Below are 19,141 nucleotides of genomic sequence, written 5' to 3'. Positions count from 1 at the left end.
TTTAGTCATTATTTGTGGGGATACCTCAGGTGTCGGTCCACACGCTCATGATGAGCCTATTTATTGGCTTTTGTTTGGCTCTGACCTTATATGTAGGCATGCTGGGAACTAGAATGCAAAGCCTAGGTTTTTATTCTTACAGCTTTTTCGTTTAGTTTTCGTAGACGCCTCGGCATTCATGTATCGATATTCTCTTATAGTGGGTATTACTATCGAGGCCTTTATTTTTGCTATTGCCACATCAAGGAAAGTAAAAAAACTCGATGATGACAGGCTTAGTGCATTTAAGCGCGCGTCTACTGACTCGTTATGCAACGTGCTTAACCGCAGTGGCTGGGAAGGGGGAGCGCAATCTCTGTTGAATAACTTCCACAAGGAGGGCGGCTATCTAACATTACTTTTCATTGATATTGATAAATTCAAGGAAATTAATGATCAGTATGGGCATAACGCAGGGGACAATGTCTTGCAAGTCGTTGCAAAGATTTATCGAGCTTATTAACTAAAGCCGACAAGTTGATGTACAGTATTAAAGAGAAACATAAAACTGACCAATGCATGTCTAGCTCTCAATAGCAGGTTATTTTAACTGTGTTTTGGCGACCTGTTTTACGGCTTTTGTCAGGTCGGCAAGGGCGGCCGATTCAAGGGTAGTCCAATGCCAAAAAAGAGGAACGCCTAGCTCTTTATCAGGGAAAAGTGCAATGAGCTCTCCTTCTTTCACTTCTTGCACAACCTGTAATGTGGGAAGTAACGCCCATACCACACCATCCACCGCCATTTTTACAAAACCGTGAGACGACGGGTACCAGTGGCACGTGGTGAACGAAGGTGCTATATGTAAACACTCTCTTTGATAGTCAGTAAGTAATGTAACATCATACTCATCGTACAATAGGCCTGGTGTTTTCATCACACTATCAGGCGACACGCCTTTGTGAAGATATCGTTCGATAAAACGCGGCGACGCAAAAAGCTGATAGCGCATGGTACCTAGCCTTATCGACTGACCGCCAGTAACGGGCGTGCCCGTTTGGCTAATACATGCCATAACGCGACCTTGCTGAAGAATGTCTCTAGTTTGTGTTTGATCAGCATTGACGATGTGAACGGGGTTAGCGCGTTTATCGCTAAACGCCGCCATAACTTGTGAAAACCAAGTAGCAAGTACATCATTATTCACCGCCACGCTAATAGGGGCTGCTGAAGCTTCTAAGCCGCTTTTGATGTTAAGGGCTTCTTCCAATACACTCACTTTCTGGATGTGCGCAAGCAGTTCTTTTCCCAGCGGCGTTGCTCTAAGAGGCTTTGTTCGCACCATAACAGGCCCGCCTACACTTTGTTCTAGCCGTTTAATTTTTTGCGAAACGGCAGACTGTGTAAGATTTAATGCCTGTGCTCCTTTTTCGAAGCCGCCATAGCGCAATACTTCATGAAAGCACCGAAGTGCGTCGTAATCTAACATTTTTGTAGCCTGTGAAATGAACGTTAAAAATATTAATTATGCTTATGTAACACAAGTATCATTAATTTAATTAAGTGGTGCAAGGTGTATAAAATAGCGTCAGTTAAGTTTCTTGCTGGGATATTCAGATCCCACGTTAAGCGGCAAGTGCCGCAAATCAAAGCAAGAAACGTGCATAGAAATATTTATTCAATTCTTTATTCGAAGAGGCATTTATCATGTTGGCGGCAGCAACGAGTGGTTTCGTGATGGGCGGTACCCTTATTATCGCAGTAGGCGCGCAAAATAGCTTTCTGATTGAGCAGTCGATGAAAAGGCAATGGACCTCGCTATTTGTTTTACTCTTCATTTTAAGCGATGCCATTTCTATTAGTTTGGGTGCCATGGGCTTTGGCCTGTTGCTTAAGGAGTACCCAATGCTAGTAACGGTGACCAAATGGGCTGGCGTAGCGTTTTTATTGTGGATAGCGTTTAACAAGATAAAGTCTTCGCTGGCAAATGACGCTCTTGTATTAGAAATGGCAAAAAAGCAGCTGTCGTTTAAAAAAGCGCTCCTTATTGCGTTAGCGGTAACTTGGTTAAATCCACATTTCTATTTAGATACTTTGCTGTTGATGGGCAATTTGGCGAGCCAATGGCAAGAAAACAAATGGTGGTTCGTTGGCGGTGCGATTGGGGCATCTATTGTGTGGTTTATAGGGTTGAGCACGCTGACAGCGCGTTTTGCCCACCACATGCAGCGTCCCAACTTTTGGCGCTGGTTCAACCGTTTAAACGCAGCAGTATTAGGTATGGTCAGCATTCAGTTGGCTAGCCTTTAGTAAGAAAAACGCTGAATAGCAACATGCTAAGATGCATTGAATATCATCCTATAGCCGTGCAGGTATATTCTACCGATAAGCCAAAACAAGTAATTTTAAGGATATATAAGTGAGCTGGATTTATTTAATCGTTGCGGGCTCATTGGAAATTGGATGGCCCGTAGGACTAAAAATGTCGCAAGAGGCGGAAACCCGTGTAATGGGAATATTGCTGGCGATAGGATTTATGGTTACCAGTGGTTTTTGCCTTTGGATGGCACAAAAACAAATTCCTATAGGTACCGCATACGCCGTATGGACAGGTATAGGTGCAGCGGGCACGTTTTTGGTAGGCGTGATGTTTTACGGCGACCCGTCGTCGCTAGCCCGTTACTTCGGCGTGGCGCTTATTGTGGCCGGCGTAGTGGTACTTAAACTCGCGCACTAGTACAACAAAACCGAACCCTGGCTTCGATGACCGTGTTTAGCTCATTCGATAGATTGATAAAAAGAGGAAGCCCAACAGCGATTCACTGTCGGGCTTTTATATAGTTGCTGCGCTTTTTAGGTTGGTTTAGTGATAACCCAACTGGTTCCTTAGTTCAGCCATGAAAGTCTCAATTCGCTCAGCGTTTGTACCCAAGTCACTTTTACCTACTCGCGATTTACTGCGAACATCTACAAGGGTGTCATCGCTTTTGGCGGTTAATCGAATGACTACGTCGTCCTTAAAGCCAAACCAAGCGGTAGTATCGGTTGCTTCTACCGTGTTAGGGATTGCGCCTTCACTTACTCGTTCCCACCCAAGCGCTACAACGGCTTTTTCTGCAGCCATGTAAACTTCGTTTATAGGTTGAGGAAGTCGCTGAGTTTTAATTTCAGGATAAGCCTCAAGCTGCTGTTTGGTTACCTCACCACCTTCATAGGCAATGGAGTTTGGTGCGCCTTCTCGAAGTGGTGCAATGGCAACAAACTCAGGTGGGTTTGTTACGTCAGTGGTAATGTCGTGAATGGGGGGAACGGCGCTCGCTTTACTCATCATGCTAACGGGCATGCCAACTGCTACTAACGATAAAATCGCGCATACAAGTGTACTACCCCAGTTTACGCTTTTGCGATTAATCAATACTTGCAGAATAATTAGTATTAACGCTGCGCCGCCTACATATACGCCAAAACGAAGTGAGGTAAATGCAGTACCTAAACTAACACCGGCGTACTGATATAGCGGTCCAGGTAAAACCACCATTAAAAAACCAACAATACTGGTAAGGGCAATGAGTGCTTTCAAGGGAACTCCAAGGTTGTTATTTTAGTTTGACCAACCTACTTGAACAGTGAAAGAGGTAATTTGGTTTACTTTCGATAAACAAAATTCACCTACGCCCGCACGCGACATATTTGACCGCTTGGTTTATCTTCTTCTACCGACGTTAATTAATAGGTACTAGGTTTGAATACACAACCGGACGCCAGAAATATACACGCATTGCAAGCTGAACTTCTTGTTGATGTTTTATCGACGCAAAAAGCGCTGTTTATTAACGGTATTTCTGAGTATGCGCTTATTGAGCTATTAAAAAAAGCGCCTTATAAGCTGTTCGATGAAGATGCGCTGCGCGACCCGCTAATGCTTTTTAAAACGCATTTTATTCTGTTTCATGCACTGTATCAGTTAAAGCAGTATTGGATAGAGCAAAATGAAGGTGTGTTAGAGATTCATGCACTAGGCATAAAACTCAATAATTTTGATGAGAGTGTCCCAGCTCATAGTAATGATGAACAAGCGGTGACGGCGTTACAAAACCATGATGCGCTTGCTGAGTATTATCTAGATTGGGGTAATTTTGAAGAAACTGACCGTAAAACCGTAGACACATTGCTAAATGCATTTTGGCAAAGGATGTCGGGTGGCTGTAATAGCAGGCATGACCAAGAAGATATCAGCACTTCTCACACTGTACTTGGGCTGTCCGAAGGCGAGCCCGTCACACTTGTGCAGCTAAAACATGTTTACAAACGCAGACTGCAATCCGCTCACCCAGATAAAGGTGGAACGCAACAAGAAGCACAGTCAGTTATCCACGCTTATCAAGTTCTTAGCCGTTACTATTCGTCTAAATAGAATATGTGTTGCCTATTAGCTTCGTATTATTCGCATAATGTACATAGGCATCGGTAACTGACCGACAACATCGGTAACTTCGCCTTCATTGGCTTTTATTATTATCGTTAAATGCGCACAATATGACCTATAAGCGCGTAGATTCGTATTAATGATCGCTTAGCTATGCCATGTCTTTTCCGATTATCCTCTTCTTGCCCGAACGTAGGGATTGGGGTAACTCGGCGCATTGGAAGCACAACTAACGTTTAATTTAACGATACAGAACCATGGCTGTGCTCTGTATGAAAGTTATTGGGAAATAGAAATTTTATGAGCCGCATTTTTTATGTTACAGCAGCATTAATAACCCTTTTGGGTGTTATTGGGTGTTCGAACGAAGGCGAGCAAGCACAGCAAGGTGCTCAGCAAGGCATGCCTGCTCCATCAGTATCGGTAGTTACGCTGAAACAACAACCTGTAGTGCATGAAATGGTGTTGCCAGGCCGCGTCAGTCCGTCGCGCCAGTCGCAAGTGCGACCTCAGGTGGATGGTGTTATCACTGAACGTTTGTTTGAAGAAGGCGCATATGTGGAAAAAGGGCAGCAGCTATATCAAATAGATGAAGCGCGCTACCTAGCACAGCTGAACAGTGCCAAAGCTGACCTTAAGAGTGTTCAAGCAAATCTAAAAACATTGGAAGCCAAAGCGCGACGTTACGATGACCTTGTGGCACAAAATGCGGTGAGCAAACAAGAATATGACGATGTTATTGCGCAAAAAGAGCAAGCGCAAGCAGCGATAAGTGTGGCTGAAGCGGCAGTTGATGTTGCTAAAGTTAATATGGGCTACACCAAGGTTTACGCGCCCATAGGCGGTCGAATTAGCCGCTCATATGTTACCGAAGGCACGCTGGTTACCACAAATCAAGCACAGCAGTTAGCCACTATTACTCAATTGGACCCTGTTTATATCGACATGCAGGAATCTGGCGCATCTATCATTACTCTTCGTCAGTCTATGCGTAAGCAAGGCTCAATGGATGTTGAGTTGACCGTAGATGAAGTCACTGGCAAGCGCTACGAACAAAAAGGTAGCGTTAAATTTTCTGAAGTAACGGTTGATGAAAGTACAGGCTCGGTAACGTTGCGCGCTGAAATGCCTAACCCTGATGGCGTGTTGCTTCCTGGTTTGTTTGTAAAAGGCCACGTTATTACAGGACGTGAGAATGCGCTTCTTGTTCCCCAGCGAGCTACTACACGTCAGCCAGATGGTTCGCTCTCTGTATATGTAGTGAACCAAAACAATGAGGTAGAGGGCCGAACCTTAGAAATCGGCAAGATATACCGTGACCAGTACGTTGTGCTAAATGGCGTGAACGAAGGCGAAAAAGTCATTGTGACTGGCTATCAGAAGGTAAAGCCTGGCGCCAGAGTTAACCCATCAGAATGGCAACCTTCATCACGTGGCTCACGATAGCAAACAAGGAATTTAAGTAATATGGCTCGTTTTTTTATAGACAGGCCCGTGTTTGCATGGGTGCTGGCGATTATTACAATGATGGCGGGTGTGTTGGCAATTACCTCACTCCCCATTGAACAATACCCAAAGGTAGCGCCACCATCGGTGACTATCTCAGCAACGTATCCAGGTGCATCTGCAGAGACTGTCGAAAACTCGGTAACACAAGTTATTGAGCAAAGCCTAACAGGCATTGATAACCTTCGTTACTTCTCTGCAAGCAGCTCTAACAGCAGCATGTCGATCACGCTCACTTTTGAGCCTGGTGCTGACCCCGATATTGCACAGGTGCAAACTCAGAACAAGGTGCAGGGGGCATTACCACTGTTGCCCACACAAGTGCAGCAACAAGGGGTAACCGTGACTAAGGCAAACAGCGCGTTTGCATTGGCGGTAGGCTTTTACTCTGAAGACGACTCAATGACGCAGTACGACTTAAGCGATCTGCTCGTTTCCCAATTCCGTGACCCTATTTCTCGGGTTAACGGTGTGGGTAACGTAAGAGTATTCGGTGCACAGCGTTCAATGCGAATTTGGCTAGACCCAGATAAGCTGTACAGCTATAACTTGACGCCTACAGACGTGCAGGGTGCAGTACAAGTGCAGAATACCGACGTGTCAGCGGGGCAGTTGGGCGGTTTACCTGCCATCGAAAATCAACAAATAAACGCCACGATTCAAGCGCAGAGCCGCCTTCAAACCGTAGAAGATTTTGAGAATATCGTGCTTCGTGTGAACACAGACGGTTCACAAGTTCGCGTGCGTGATGTTGCACGAGTTGAGCTTGGTGCGCAAAGTTATGACGTTATTGTCCGTTATGATCGCAAGCCTGCATCAGGAATGGCGATAAGCCTTGCTTCAGGTGCGAATGCGCTAGACACCATCAAAGCGGTAAAAGCCCGAGTTGAAGAGCTGCGTTCAAACCTACCTGATACGGTGAAAGTGGTTTACCCAGTAGACAGTTCGCCTTTTATTGAGCTTTCTATCGAGTCAGTGGTTCACACGCTTATCGAAGCGGTTGTACTAGTGTTCTTGGTGATGCTGCTGTTCCTTCAAAACTGGCGCGCAACGCTTATTCCCACCATTGCTGTACCTGTTGTTCTACTTGGGACTTTCTCGGTGTTACTGGCCTTTGGTTTTAGTATCAATGTATTGACCATGTTTGCTATGGTGTTGGCTATCGGTCTTCTTGTTGATGACGCTATTGTTGTTGTAGAAAACGTTGAACGCATCATGGAAGAAGAAGGCTTGCCGCCTGCCGAAGCGACGAAGAAGTCTATGTCGCAAATCACCGGTGCACTTGTGGGGATTGCCGCGGTACTATCAACGGTATTTATTCCTATGGCTTTCTTCAGCGGTTCAGCCGGAGCTATTTACCGACAGTTCTCAGTAACTATTGTTTCAGCTATGGCATTCTCAGTGCTGGTTGCTATTGTGCTTTCGCCTTCATTATGTGCCACTTTATTGAAGCAGCACTCAGAGGAACACGACAAGAATAAAGGTTTCTTTGGATGGTTTAATCGCACCTTTAACAAAGGACGCGACCGCTATCAGAAAACAACTAACCACATGGCAAAGCGTTTTAAGCGCTACTTCGTTGTATACGGCTTACTGGTGGGTGGAATGGTATTTATCTTTAGCCAGCTTCCTGGAGCCTTTCTGCCAGATGAAGACCAAGGTCGAATGATGGTGTTGGTAAGCACACCTCCGGGCGCGACAGCAGGGCGTACCCTAGAATCCATTAAGCAGGTTGAAGATTACATTCTTGAGCAAGAACAAGAAGCGGTAAACGGAATGTTTGCGGTAGTGGGCTTTAGCTTCGCGGGGCAAGCGCAAAATGCCGGTATGGCATTCTTAAACTTCAATGACTGGAGTGTGCGTGACGAAAACAACTCGGCCTTTGCTGTAATGGGTAGAGCGTTTGGCGCATTTAGCCAGATTGAAGATGCGTCAGCGTTTCCAATTGTGCCGCCACCTATTATGGAATTAGGTAACGCAACGGGCTTCGACATGCAGCTGGTGGACCGTGGTGGAAATGGCCATGAGGCACTGATGAATGCGCGCAATCAGCTGTTAGGTATGGCTGCTCAGAACCCGAAACTGGCAGGTGTCCGCCCTAACGGTTTAAGCGATGTGCCCCAGTTTAAAATCAACATTGATAGCGAAAAAGCATCGGCACTTGGCTTGAATTTAAGTGAGATCAATAACGCACTGCAAATCGCCTGGGGCTCAAGCTACGTGAATGACTTTATTGATAAAGGCCGAATTAAGCGTGTGTATATGCAGGCAGATCTTCCCCATCGTATGACGCCTGAAGACCTAGATAAGTGGTTTGTGCGCAACAGCGACGGAGAAATGGTAGCTTTCAGTACATTCTCAACAACAGAGTGGGTGTACGGCTCGCCCAAGCTAGAGCGTTTTAATGGCTTGTCTTCGGTTAACATTCAGGGGAGCGCGGCAAAAGGCGTATCGTCAGGTGAAGCCATGGCTGAAATGCAGAAGCTGGTTGAACAGCTGCCTCCTGGTTTTGCCATTGAGTGGTCAGGCTTATCTTATGAGGAACAAGAGGCGGGTTCTCAGGCTCCTATGCTTTATGCCATTTCTATTTTGGTTGTCTTTCTGTGTTTAGCGGCGTTGTACGAAAGCTGGTCGGTACCCTTTGCGGTAATGCTTGTTGTGCCTTTAGGTATTTTAGGTTCGGTAACCGCGGCCTTCATATTTAACCTGCCCAACGATGTGTATTTACAGGTCGCATTTTTAACTACCGTAGGCTTAGCGGCGAAAAACGCCATTCTTATCGTAGAGTTTGCTAAAGAGCAGTACGAAAACGGTGAAGACCTGATGACCGCTGTTTCTAATGCGGCATCTCAGCGCTTTCGCCCAATTTTGATGACGTCAATGGCGTTTATCTTAGGGGTTACGCCATTAGCATTAGCCAGTGGTGCAGGTGCAGCAAGCCAAAACGCTATTGGTATTGCGGTAATGGGCGGCATGTTTGCAGCGACTTTTCTAGCGATATTCTTCGTTCCTATGTTCTACGTTATGGTAGAAAACTATTTCATAAGGAAGACAAATAACGAGTAAGTACGCTAGAGTGGGGAAAAACTTTTCATTTTTTACAGAGGGATATTGGTAATGACCACCGTTGTTTTTTCTCACGGTAAAGAAAGCGGGCCATGGGGCAGTAAGATAACCACGCTTTCGAATGTAGCAAACGATATGGGCTTTGGTGTTGAGAGTATCGATTATCAAGATCTCGACTGTCCCGAAGCCCGCCTAGAGCGATTAAAAGAAACCATCGCTGAAAAGTGTAATGACGTTGTGTTAGTAGGCTCGAGCATGGGCGGTTATGTATCACTTGCTGCCGCCAGTCAGATTTCAGCCAGAGGCGTGTTTTTGATGGCGCCTGCGCTTTACTTGCCCAACTACAAGATTCAACGCTTCCCGTACGATGGTTATGTGAGCTTGGTGCATGGTTGGAATGATGACATCGTACCTATTGAAAACAGCCTTAAGTATGCACGTCACCAAAAAGCTCAGTTGCTATTGCTTAACGATGGTCATCGCTTAGCTAATAGTAAATCAGTAATTTCACCCTTTTTCAGAAATTGGCTGGAGAAGTTTCGCTACTAGTGAATAGTGTTACACACAGGGAGCTGACCTTTTGAAACGGTGCTACCGGCGTAATATTTGTTGCGTCAAAAAGATCGCCAATGTTTAAAGCCTACTTATTTAATGAGTAGGCTTTTTTGTTACTACTGGTTTGTTTTGTAAGGTAAGACTAATCGCTTATATTCAGGTGGGGGTTAATACATAAAATTACCTATATTTATGGCATGATGGGGCATTGCTTAACACGGGGCAGAAGGAAATGGCATTTAACTTACCTCAAGCGCCGCAATGGTCGTCGCTAATAAAGTCGGGTTGTCGTGTCTTTGTCGGGGGAAATGCGGCAGTACCGCACGCATTGGTACAGCACCTTATTGATAATAGCGAAGGGTTCAGCGATATTGAACTGGTGCATATGTTGGCCTTAGGCGACACCCGATGGGTAAAAGACGAGTATAAGAACCTTTTTAAAGCCAACACGTTTTTCATTGGTGGTGAGGCCATGCGAAAAGCCGTTGACGAAGGCCGCGCCGACTACACCCCTGTTTTTCTCTCTGAAATTTCAAGCTTGTTTAGCGATGGTACACTGGCGCTTGATGCCGCTCTGGTTAATGTAAGCCCTCCCGATGAATTCGGCTACTGCTCGCTAGGCCCTGCGGTAGATATTGCCATGTCTGCCATCAGGCAAAGCAAAAAAGTTATTGCTCAAATTAACCCTCAAGTGCCAAGAACTGCTGGACATTCCTATATTCATATCAGTGAAATCACGGCGTGCATAGAAGCCGAAGAGCCGTTGGTTGAAGTGACGCCGCCGCCCATTGATTCGGTGGCAGAACGAATTGGTCAGTATGTATCTATGCTGGTGGACGATGGGGCTACATTGCAGTTCGGTATTGGTAAAATACCCAGTGCCACCCTTAAATACCTGTGTAACCACAAAGATTTAGGAATTCATAGTGAAATGCTCACTGACAGTATTATTGAACTGTTAGAGTCTGGCGCTATTACGAATAAAAAGAAAACTTTTCACCCCGGTAAAATTGTTACCAGCTTTGCCATTGGTACACGCAACCTATACGATTTAATTGATAGTAACCCACACATTGAGTTTTACCCGAGTAGCTATGTCAACAAACCTACTAATATCGCTAAAAACGACAATATGGTTGCCATAAATAGCGCCCTAGAAGTGGATTTAACCGGGCAGGTGGTAGCTGACTCACTGGGCTATGACTTTTACAGCGGCATAGGCGGTCAAGTTGACTTCGTAACTGGCGCGTCCATTAGTAAAGGCGGTAAAGCCATTATTGCGCTTCCTTCTACCGCAAAAAACGAAACTATTTCACGTATTACACCGCGTATAAGCGAAGGCGCAGGCGTGGTAACGTCACGCGGTAATGTACAGTATGTAGTTACCGAATACGGCATAGCATCGCTTAAAGGAAAAAGCATTCGAGAGCGTGCGTTAGAGCTTATTCGCGTGGCCCACCCTAAATTCCGTGCCGCATTATTAGAAGAAGTGCGTCAGCATTACTGGGTGCCCCATTATCAAGAAAAGTACCCCACAGATATTCCGGAACTAGGGGCTATTCAGCTTAAAAAGCTCAATATACAGGGTGAAACATTTTACATGCGCCCGCTTAATCCTGCAGATGAAAGGCGGCTGCAAGAATTTTTCTATTCCCATACTAAAGAAACGTTAAGGCTGCGTTACAACTACGACCCGAAACAAATGTCGCGTGAAAAGTCATGTAACTTGGTGTCGGTGGATCAAAGCTCTGATGCAGCGTTATGCATAGTAAGACAAGAAGGCTCGCGCATTACCATTCACGCGGTGGGTCGCTTCTACTACAACCCAAACGACAATACCTGTGAAGCTGCTTTTGTCACTCGGGAAACCCAGCAAGGAAAAGGCATGGCAAGCCGCTTGTTAAACGAGCTTATCACGGTAGCAAAAATAAGAGGCATTGCGAAAATGATGGCTTACGTGCGTGGCGATAATAGCCCCATGATCGCTATTTTCGAACAAGCCAAATTTAAACGAAAATTTACTGGCGACCCCAGTGATATAGAGTTAGTACTAGACGTGGCATCACTGCATGACAATTAAAATATTTCGTGGCAAGCACGGCACTAAACACGATTTAGGCAAAGACCATCCCGAGTCGCCAGACCGTTTGTTTGCGATTGACGACCAACTGCTTTCTTCAGGATTAGATATGGTGTGTGAACATGCTGACGCTACGCCTATTGCCGAATCCTACCTGAAACTAGCGCACGACCCATATTATGTAAAAAGTGTGTTTGAGCATGCGGCTCAATCTATATTTAACGACCACGAAAAAACGCTGTATTCAGAAAACAAAGATAACGTGGCATGGTTAGATGAAGATACTGGCTTAATGCGCCACAGCCTAAACGCTGCGCTTGAGTCGGCTGGTGCAGGGTGTAATGCTGTCGATTGGGTAATGGATGGCAATGACCGGCAAGCCTTTTGTGCCACTAGGCCACCAGGACACCACGCGACATACGATAGTGCTATGGGATTTTGTATTTTTAATAACATTGTTATAGCTGCTCGCTACGCGCTTCAAAACTATGAGCTGAAACGGGTAGCCATTGTCGATTTTGATGTGCACCACGGAAATGGAACCGAGCAAATTGTTGCTGGCGACCAGCGCATTATGCTGTGTAGCAGTTTTCAGCACCCTTTTTATCCGCACAGTGGCTCGCCGGTGTCGGCAAGTAATATTCTCTCGGTACCGCTGGAAGCCGGCACAACAGGAGACGTTTTTAGAGAAAAAGTGCAGCATTGGTTTGATGCATTGCGTAACTTTCAGCCTGAACTGATTTTTATCTCTGCAGGCTTTGATGCTCACGCTGAAGACCCAATGGCTCACCTACGCCTAGTAGAAGATGACTATTTCTGGGTAAGTCAACAGCTTCGCGTCGTTGCTGATACATGTTGCAAAGGTCGTATCGTAAGTATGCTAGAAGGCGGCTATGATTTAAGTGCGTTAGGCCGCAGCGTAGTGTCCCACCTAAAAGGCATGAGTCGTCCTATCGAAGAAGCACAATAGGACGACGGGTTATCTAGCCTCAGCAATCTTTCAGACTAGGCTAGCCATGCAGACAACATGTAAAGTCCGGCCCCTAACATGGCTAGGTTTTCTGTCAGTGATATAAAGCCAAGGGGGAGGTCTGAGTTACCGCCCACACAGGCACATTTAAGCTCGCGCTTATCGATATAAACCGCCTTGATAACTGAAACCGCACCAATGGCGCCGATAAAAATGGAAACGGGTGAGACCAATAGTGCAGGGAACCCTGCAAGCATACCAAGCCCGGCAAACGCCTCTGCGAAAGGATAAATATACGCGTATCGTACCTGCTTCATTGCTAATAAGTCATAGGTAATAAACTGGTTTGAGAAAGCCACTAAGTCTTGCAGCTTTTGAAGGGCAAGTATTACCATCGCCACTCCAATGAAATTCAATATAAAAGGCTCTAGCCCTGCTGGTAGACCGCCTTTTAACATAAGCGCAAGTACCATAAGCGCAGCTAAAGAAAAAATCACAATAATAGGTGTATAGCGTGACCCGAATTCGCTTTCCTGTTTCAAATCGAAATACTCTCTGAGGTCGTCATAACCACCAATGCGCTCATCATCGATAAACGTTTGCGGGGTAGTTTTCACGTTGTGCTTTTCTTTAAAGGCGTCGGTTTCACTTCGGTTGGATAAGTGATGATCCTCAATTTTATAGCCTTTTCTCTCTAGTAGGTCTTTTGATTTGAGCCCAAAGGGGCAAATATGGTCCGGGGTAACCATGCGATAAAGAACGGCGCGCTTTGACATTGTGGACTCCTTGTAAAGCTTTCACTAAAGAACACAGAGTGCGCAAAATATGCGCATTTCAAGCTCGATTATTAGTAATATTGCGATATACAAAGAAACCAACAAAATTTGTGCCAGCGTTTTAGCAGAAGCAACCTGATGCGTCTGCATTGATAACGGCACCGTTATAGGGAAGCTGAGTGGTGTAGCTCACCACTTGTTCGACAAGGTTTTTGCCGGTAAAACAACCATAGCCTGTTGCATAAGGGCCTAGATAGCGAAGTTGCGCTTGTTTATCTAACACGATAAGCGCTGGCACGGCCTCAATTAAAGCCGCTAGCTCGGGCACATCCTCCACGTTTAACCTAACTTGGTGATAGTCATTCCCGAGCTTTGCTAGCAACTGAGTTTGGTGTGGTGTAGTTAGCGTATCGCAATAGCAGCGAGACTGCGTTCCCACATGGATGACTGACCCCGCCTTGATGTTCTGATTTTTTAAGAACTCAACAAGCGTTGCATCAAAGTCTGGCGCCGTGGTGCGGTGCAGCAATTCGCCGTTAGGGTCGAACTGTGAGAGTTGGCGCTGACCATACAAGAGCAGGGCAGAGAGTAAGCCCACCGCCCATAATGCTAGTAATAGCCAGCTAGTCTTTTTGTGCATAAGGCGTAATGCCTTTCATTTTTGCTTTAATTACTGCGCTTAAAGTTTAAAACGTTCAATTGCGCTGCGCATGCGCTGAGAAATTTGTGACAATACTTCAACTTCATCCGCGAGCGATTCAGCTGTAGCGAGTTCTTCGGAAGTAAATTCACTCAAACGAGCGGTGCTCTGCGCTATGGAAGCAGACGCGGTTTCTTGCTCTACGGCAGAGGTGGCTATTTCGGTCATGCTCTCGCTGGCCTCGCGGATTTGCTGCATGATTTCTGACATGGCCGAGGTGGCGCTTTCACTTGAAATGACCGCTTCATCCACTAATTGGATACACGTTTGCATTTGTTCAACTGAACTGGCGGTTTGCGCCACTAATTGTTCAGTAATACTAGTAATTTGGTCTGCACTTTCTTTTGAACGAATGGCCAGAGTGCGCACTTCGTCGGCAACCACGGCGAAACCACGACCGTGTTCGCCAGCGCGGGCTGATTCAATAGCAGCATTCAGTGCAAGCAAATTAGTTTGTTCAGCCACAGCAGTGATAGAGCGCATGGCATCAGAAATATGTGAACACTGTTCGTTAAGCGCAGAGTTAGTCTGCGCTGCAGCATTTAGTGTGTTGCGCAACGAATCTATTGTTTTACTGGATTGAGAAATAGAATCGCGGGTAGATTGGGAAGCATTTTGCGCTGCCGATGCTTTGTCGCTAGCAAGAGTAGTTTGCTCTGTTGAAAGCTGCATGGTTTGTGCGATTTCTTCTGACGACGCCGAGACCATAGCAATTTCTTGGTCTGTATTTCTGCTAATTTCGAACATGTTATTGGCTGCCAATTCCATTTTACCGCAGCCCTTTACAACTTCGTCTGTTAAATTGGAAGCAAGCTCAATCAGCGATTTCACTTGATCGATAAGTTCAGCGAAAGGCCTGACTATTTTGTTTCCGAGATTTAGGTCAACAGATAAATCGAGCTTACCATCGTTTTTTTGCATTGTTTCAATGGCCAAGCGCAGTTCGGCTGCCCCCGCGCCCTCTTGATTACTTTGCTTAGCCATGTACATCAACACGCCACCCTCGCTTAATGCAAAAGCAGCATGCATGAGCAAGATAGGGAAGGTTACATGACCTTCTTCAAAGATCATTAGCGGTGCACCGCCAGACTGCAGAAAGAAGAAAGAGATATGATGAACGGCAACAACAGCAGTTCCTGTTGCAACCACTTTCCAGTCTCTGAAATAAGAAAGAAAGGCAAGAAGAACAAAAATCTCGAAGTGGACTTCAATTAAACCGAAAGATTGATGGATGTGGAGGGCTGTTAGCAACTGAACGCCGATAGCCATAGCATGGCGGCTTATAGCTGAGTAGGGATTTTGAAGGCTGAGTATAAGCGGCAAAGCTGCAATAGGAACACCAAATATAAACGCAGGTAAAAGTTCACCCGTAAACACACCAATCGCTACAGCAATGAGTAGTTGTACAACAATCACAACGCGAAAAATTTTGTGACCTTCAAGGAGCCAAGGGTACTGCATGCCAATCTCCAACAAGTATTTGGGGTTAAGTGTAGGTTAAAAATTAGAGGTATGCTATGTTCGCCACAGTTTACGGAAATAACGGTTTTTGGGCCATTTAACTTTTGTATAGAAGTCACTGTTATAAAAAAGTTTAAAGTGCAAGTGGCCCGAATAAACTGAAGGAGACAAACATGCCTGCTATCGCCTTTCTTTCCACCGTTCACCTTGAAGACTTTTTTGTTTACGACGAGCTGTTGGTTCCATATTTTAATGAGCGAGGCTGGTCTGTAGAGACCATATCCTGGCATAGCCAGTCAGAAAAGTGGGATAGATTTGACTATGTGATCGTACGAAGCACTTGGGATTATCAGCAGCACCCGAGAGCTTTTATGAAGTGTTTAGATCAGATCGACGCGTCGAGCGCTATTTTGCTCAACCCCCTGGCTCTTATTCAGTGGAATATAGAAAAGCACTACCTTAAAGACTTGCAGTGTAAAGGCATACCCATTGTTAAAACAATATGGGGGAAAGATTTTAATAACAATGTTATAGAGCAAGCATTTACACACTTTAGCTGTGACACCTTGGTAATTAAACCCACACTCAGTGCCAACGCTGACGATACCTTTAAGCTGTCGGTCGTCGATTGGCATAATCAGCAGCAGGTGCTCTGTAACGTTTTTAATCAACGTGACTTCATGATTCAGCCGTTTTTAGAAAGCGTTGTTGAAGAAGGAGAATACTCGTTATTTTATTTCGGTGGGGAATATAGCCATGCCATCAAAAAGGTACCGCAAAAAGGCGATTTCCGCGTACAAGAAGAGCATGGAGGTAGTTTACATTCCGTTGTCGTAGATAAAGAACAGTTAGACATCGCGACAAAGGCGCTGTCAGCTATGCCATACGAGGCGCTTTATGCGCGGGTCGATTTAGTAAGGCAGAATAACAACTGGGCAATAATGGAGCTTGAGCTTATTGAGCCTTCACTTTACTTCAACCTTGATACGCAGTCTCCTGTTCGCTTTGTTGAAGCTTTGGTAAAAGCTCACGAAGCCACACAATAATCAGGTTATTAATACTGGTGATGATAAAAAGGCTTGCGACCTAATGTCGGCAAGCCTGTTAAAAGTGTCATTTTTTTCCACGTTTGCTTAAAGCCTAGTCCCTATAGCTATTACCTTTTGAAACGCTGCGTTCTACTCGGGAGATTTGCCTTTGTGATCTTTCCCGTTGAGCGTGTTTAACAGGTCTGTTGCTACTGGCTCGTTCAATACGTTTTGGTTTATTCGTCTCTCGAGCAATCGAGCGATGCTGAGGACTTGTTCTTTCAACTCGCTGGCGATTGACGCTTTGCTTCGTTGAGCGCGGCAGTGTTTCACCACTATTCACATACCTTTTTGGCTGTGGAGAGGGCGTCACTCGATCAGGCTTAACACGCTTTAGTTGCTTTAATGCGTTGTCCCTCGTTGGCTTTTCACTTCTGGCCACCGCTTGATTGCGTTTCAGCGCATGTTCTATTGATTGCTTGCGATTGGCTGAATCTTGCTTCTTCTGAGAGCGACTTTTTCTTAGTGGTGTTACTTGTTTAGGCTCGATAGTCCGTTTGACCGGTTTGCTATCGATAGACCTCGCTAAGGTTTTTTCACTAGCGCGCGCTAAGGGCTTTTCATTAGTACGCGCTAAGGGCTTCTCAACAGATCGCGCTAAAGGCTTAGTAAAACGTTTATCGTTATGATGCGTCGGCGTATTAACCGTTTTAACGTGCTTATTTGATAAATGTTTAGCCCGGGTAACACCGGCATGTTCGTATCGCGAAGGCGCACTGCTCACTACGCGTTCAGAATAACGTGCCCGGCGATGTACTGTATTGTGCTCCCAACGGCGATAGTCACGACTTACAACACGTTTTCGTGGGCTACCGTGGTAATAACGGCGCACGGGCTCACGGTGAATGACTACGTGACGGTTATGCCAGTGCACACTACCGAAAAAGAAAAAAGTAGAAAGGTGTACACTGGGAGACCAATATACATTGCTATGTTGGTGATAGCTTACGTGATGACGCCAGCGTACAGGGGAAGTCGCGTGCCACCAGTTGCCATATACCACATGGGGGTCGTAATACGGTACATACACTACTTCTCGCCGACGAGGCTCAATGTAAATGATCTCTCGGCTGCGTTCACGTTCTGTCTCAACTTCAATATAGTCGTTGGTTACTAGGTTACCCGTGTTGTGCGCGTGCTGTCTTAGTACCTGTACACGGTCTAATACACGGCTTTGGTCAACAAGCACATTGTCGCCAAGCTGCTGTAACCACTCAAGATCATTGGCCATGGTGTTAAGTAGTTCAGTGAAAGACGCGAGCGCTTTTACACTAGGGTCCCAGCTAACGCCGTCTAATACACTCTCTACCTGCTGCGGTGCTAAATGCTTATTACTTTGACGCCAGCGATCGGCCGCAACCACATCTAAGGGATAGGTAGAAGCAATCAAAATGTGTGTAAGAAGCGTGTCTGGATATAGTGCAATGGGCGCAAGTACACTGTCTAAGTCTGCGTCAGAATATTGCTGAGCTGTAGACGAAGCCTGACTAAAGCTTGTGTTCGATTGAGCAAGCGCAGGCAGCGCAGAGGCACTGGCTAGCGCTAAAACTACAGATAAGGCTATGTTTTTCATACATTCTCCTTATACCAATCCGCATAGAGAATTGCCCACTCAGAAGGTAATTTTCTATGCGAACTGGTAATAAATTGCTGTGCTGCCAAGCAGCTGCTTTCGCGCGCAATGTGGTAAGTCTGTATACATTATGGTCAACGTATAATTAACCTAAGCTGAATAGAAAATGCCCACATTAAACGTGGGCATTTTTTAAAAAGGGGAAAGCGTTAAAGCATGATAGGCAAAGCCGTTGTGCCTAACTATTTGAAAACGTGCGGGTCGAAAGCGTGGCCAAGCTTCTCTGTCTTCGTTTTGAGATAGTGTTTGTTGTCTTTAGTGATGCCGTGGTCAATAGGCTTTCTCGCTACCACATCTATACCGAGTGCCTTTAATGCTGCCAGTTTTTTCGGGTTATTTGTCATAAGCTCAACGTGCTTTACATTAAGCGTATCTAGCATTAGCTTGCAGATATCATAGCTTCTTAAGTCGGCGTCAAAGCCAAGGTGCTCGTTAGCTTCAACGGTGTCCATACCGCTGTCTTGCAGGTTGTAGGCGCGAATTTTATTTAAAAGACCAATACCTCGGCCTTCTTGGCGTAAATAAAGCAAAACACCGTGCCCGTTATCTACAATGTTCTGCATGGCTTTTTCCAACTGAAAGCCACAGTCACATCGGGTGCTGAATAAAGAATCGCCGGTTAAGCATTCTGAATGAATACGAATAGGCACTACATCATCAGCTTTCCACTCCCCGTAGGAAAGGGCAACGTGCTCTTGGCCGCTGGCTTCAACAAAGCCGTGTATTTTAAAATCACCCATTCTAGTGGGTAATTTTGCAGTACTGACATATTCGTATTTAGGCTGTTTGCTACTCATGTTACTTCTACACTTTGGACAGTAGGCAATAAGTGGGGGTGACTTCTATTTTTGCAAGTCTACCATTTTATTATACGCGAGTAGACGCTTGTGCTATCACTTTTTTC

The 19,141-nt window shown here is 45.5% G+C and carries 17 protein-coding genes; 10 read left to right on the top strand and 7 right to left on the bottom strand.

The features are described 5' to 3' along the window. The first annotated feature begins 178 nt into the window (after positions 1 to 178). The gene (locus ACX5KA_RS07585; RefSeq protein WP_458730799.1) at positions 179 to 502 is read left to right on the top strand and encodes a diguanylate cyclase; all 324 of its coding nucleotides are present in this window, start codon (positions 179 to 181) and stop codon (positions 500 to 502) included. A gap of 78 nt (positions 503 to 580) precedes the next feature. On the opposite strand, the gene ACX5KA_RS07580 is transcribed toward ACX5KA_RS07585, so the two are convergent. Beyond that, on the bottom strand, positions 581 to 1,465 hold the full coding sequence (locus tag ACX5KA_RS07580; RefSeq protein WP_039221030.1) for an ArgP/LysG family DNA-binding transcriptional regulator: 885 nt from the start codon (positions 1,463 to 1,465) through the stop codon (positions 581 to 583). A 218-nt stretch (positions 1,466 to 1,683) separates the two neighbouring features. On the opposite strand from ACX5KA_RS07580, the gene ACX5KA_RS07575 reads away from it, so the two are divergent. Together ACX5KA_RS07575 and ACX5KA_RS07570 are read left to right on the top strand one after the other, a co-directional pair. After that, a complete protein-coding gene (locus ACX5KA_RS07575) occupies positions 1,684 to 2,286 on the top strand; it encodes a LysE/ArgO family amino acid transporter (protein WP_458730798.1) in 603 nt (200 codons plus the stop codon). A gap of 109 nt (positions 2,287 to 2,395) precedes the next feature. After that, positions 2,396 to 2,713 carry a DMT family transporter gene (locus ACX5KA_RS07570; RefSeq protein WP_458730797.1) on the top strand — a complete coding sequence of 106 codons (318 nt, stop codon included), beginning with the start codon at positions 2,396 to 2,398 and terminating at the stop codon, positions 2,711 to 2,713. 126 nt (positions 2,714 to 2,839) lie between these two features. Here the strand turns inward: ACX5KA_RS07570 and ACX5KA_RS07565 are convergent, their stop codons facing one another. Continuing rightward, complete coding sequence (locus ACX5KA_RS07565; RefSeq protein WP_458730796.1) at positions 2,840 to 3,556, bottom strand: DUF1499 domain-containing protein; 717 nt, start codon at positions 3,554 to 3,556, stop codon at positions 2,840 to 2,842. Positions 3,557 to 3,718: 162 nt separating this feature from the next. On the opposite strand from ACX5KA_RS07565, the gene ACX5KA_RS07560 reads away from it, so the two are divergent. The 6 genes from ACX5KA_RS07560 to ACX5KA_RS07535 all read left to right on the top strand — a co-directional run bounded on the left by ACX5KA_RS07560 (position 3,719) and on the right by ACX5KA_RS07535 (position 12,579). After that, positions 3,719 to 4,390, top strand: a complete 672-nt coding sequence (locus ACX5KA_RS07560) for a DNA-J related domain-containing protein (protein ID WP_039221022.1) — start codon at positions 3,719 to 3,721, stop codon at positions 4,388 to 4,390. Between the two features lie 312 nt (positions 4,391 to 4,702). Next, entirely contained in the window at positions 4,703 to 5,848 is a 1,146-nt protein-coding gene (locus tag ACX5KA_RS07555; protein ID WP_458730795.1) for an efflux RND transporter periplasmic adaptor subunit, read from the top strand. 21 nt (positions 5,849 to 5,869) lie between these two features. Continuing rightward, the gene (locus ACX5KA_RS07550) at positions 5,870 to 8,974 is read left to right on the top strand and encodes an efflux RND transporter permease subunit (RefSeq protein ID WP_458730794.1); all 3,105 of its coding nucleotides are present in this window, start codon (positions 5,870 to 5,872) and stop codon (positions 8,972 to 8,974) included. A 51-nt stretch (positions 8,975 to 9,025) separates the two neighbouring features. Beyond that, the gene (locus ACX5KA_RS07545) at positions 9,026 to 9,523 is read left to right on the top strand and encodes a YqiA/YcfP family alpha/beta fold hydrolase (RefSeq protein ID WP_039221014.1); all 498 of its coding nucleotides are present in this window, start codon (positions 9,026 to 9,028) and stop codon (positions 9,521 to 9,523) included. A gap of 238 nt (positions 9,524 to 9,761) precedes the next feature. Continuing rightward, positions 9,762 to 11,609 (top strand): GNAT family N-acetyltransferase, encoded by a 1,848-nt coding sequence (locus tag ACX5KA_RS07540; protein WP_458730793.1) that lies wholly within the window; start codon positions 9,762 to 9,764, stop codon positions 11,607 to 11,609. Further along, the gene (locus tag ACX5KA_RS07535) at positions 11,599 to 12,579 is read left to right on the top strand and encodes a histone deacetylase family protein (RefSeq protein WP_458730792.1); all 981 of its coding nucleotides are present in this window, start codon (positions 11,599 to 11,601) and stop codon (positions 12,577 to 12,579) included. The genes ACX5KA_RS07540 and ACX5KA_RS07535 overlap by 11 nt, the downstream gene beginning before the upstream one ends. A gap of 35 nt (positions 12,580 to 12,614) precedes the next feature. On the opposite strand, the gene ACX5KA_RS07530 is transcribed toward ACX5KA_RS07535, so the two are convergent. The 3 genes from ACX5KA_RS07530 to ACX5KA_RS07520 all read right to left on the bottom strand — a co-directional run bounded on the left by ACX5KA_RS07530 (position 12,615) and on the right by ACX5KA_RS07520 (position 15,516). Beyond that, positions 12,615 to 13,355: a MauE/DoxX family redox-associated membrane protein gene (locus tag ACX5KA_RS07530; RefSeq protein ID WP_458730791.1), complete on the bottom strand. Its 741-nt coding sequence runs from the start codon at positions 13,353 to 13,355 to the stop codon at positions 12,615 to 12,617. A 121-nt stretch (positions 13,356 to 13,476) separates the two neighbouring features. Next, a complete protein-coding gene (locus tag ACX5KA_RS07525) occupies positions 13,477 to 13,995 on the bottom strand; it encodes a DUF6436 domain-containing protein (protein WP_039221008.1) in 519 nt (172 codons plus the stop codon). A gap of 39 nt (positions 13,996 to 14,034) precedes the next feature. Further along, positions 14,035 to 15,516 (bottom strand): methyl-accepting chemotaxis protein, encoded by a 1,482-nt coding sequence (locus ACX5KA_RS07520; protein WP_458730790.1) that lies wholly within the window; start codon positions 15,514 to 15,516, stop codon positions 14,035 to 14,037. Positions 15,517 to 15,689: 173 nt separating this feature from the next. On the opposite strand from ACX5KA_RS07520, the gene ACX5KA_RS07515 reads away from it, so the two are divergent. Beyond that, positions 15,690 to 16,562 (top strand): ATP-grasp domain-containing protein, encoded by an 873-nt coding sequence (locus ACX5KA_RS07515; protein ID WP_458730789.1) that lies wholly within the window; start codon positions 15,690 to 15,692, stop codon positions 16,560 to 16,562. A gap of 94 nt (positions 16,563 to 16,656) precedes the next feature. On the opposite strand, the gene ACX5KA_RS07510 is transcribed toward ACX5KA_RS07515, so the two are convergent. Next, the gene (locus ACX5KA_RS07510; protein ID WP_458730788.1) at positions 16,657 to 18,177 is read right to left on the bottom strand and encodes a DUF3300 domain-containing protein; all 1,521 of its coding nucleotides are present in this window, start codon (positions 18,175 to 18,177) and stop codon (positions 16,657 to 16,659) included. A 242-nt stretch (positions 18,178 to 18,419) separates the two neighbouring features. Beyond that, a complete protein-coding gene (gene ribA / locus ACX5KA_RS07505; RefSeq protein ID WP_039220999.1) occupies positions 18,420 to 19,034 on the bottom strand; it encodes a GTP cyclohydrolase II in 615 nt (204 codons plus the stop codon). Between the last annotated feature and the right edge of the window lie 107 nt (positions 19,035 to 19,141).

The organism is Alteromonas alvinellae, from assembly GCF_902705805.1.
Note: the sequence above shows the minus strand (reverse complement) of the source record. Positions and strands in the feature narration are given on the sequence as shown.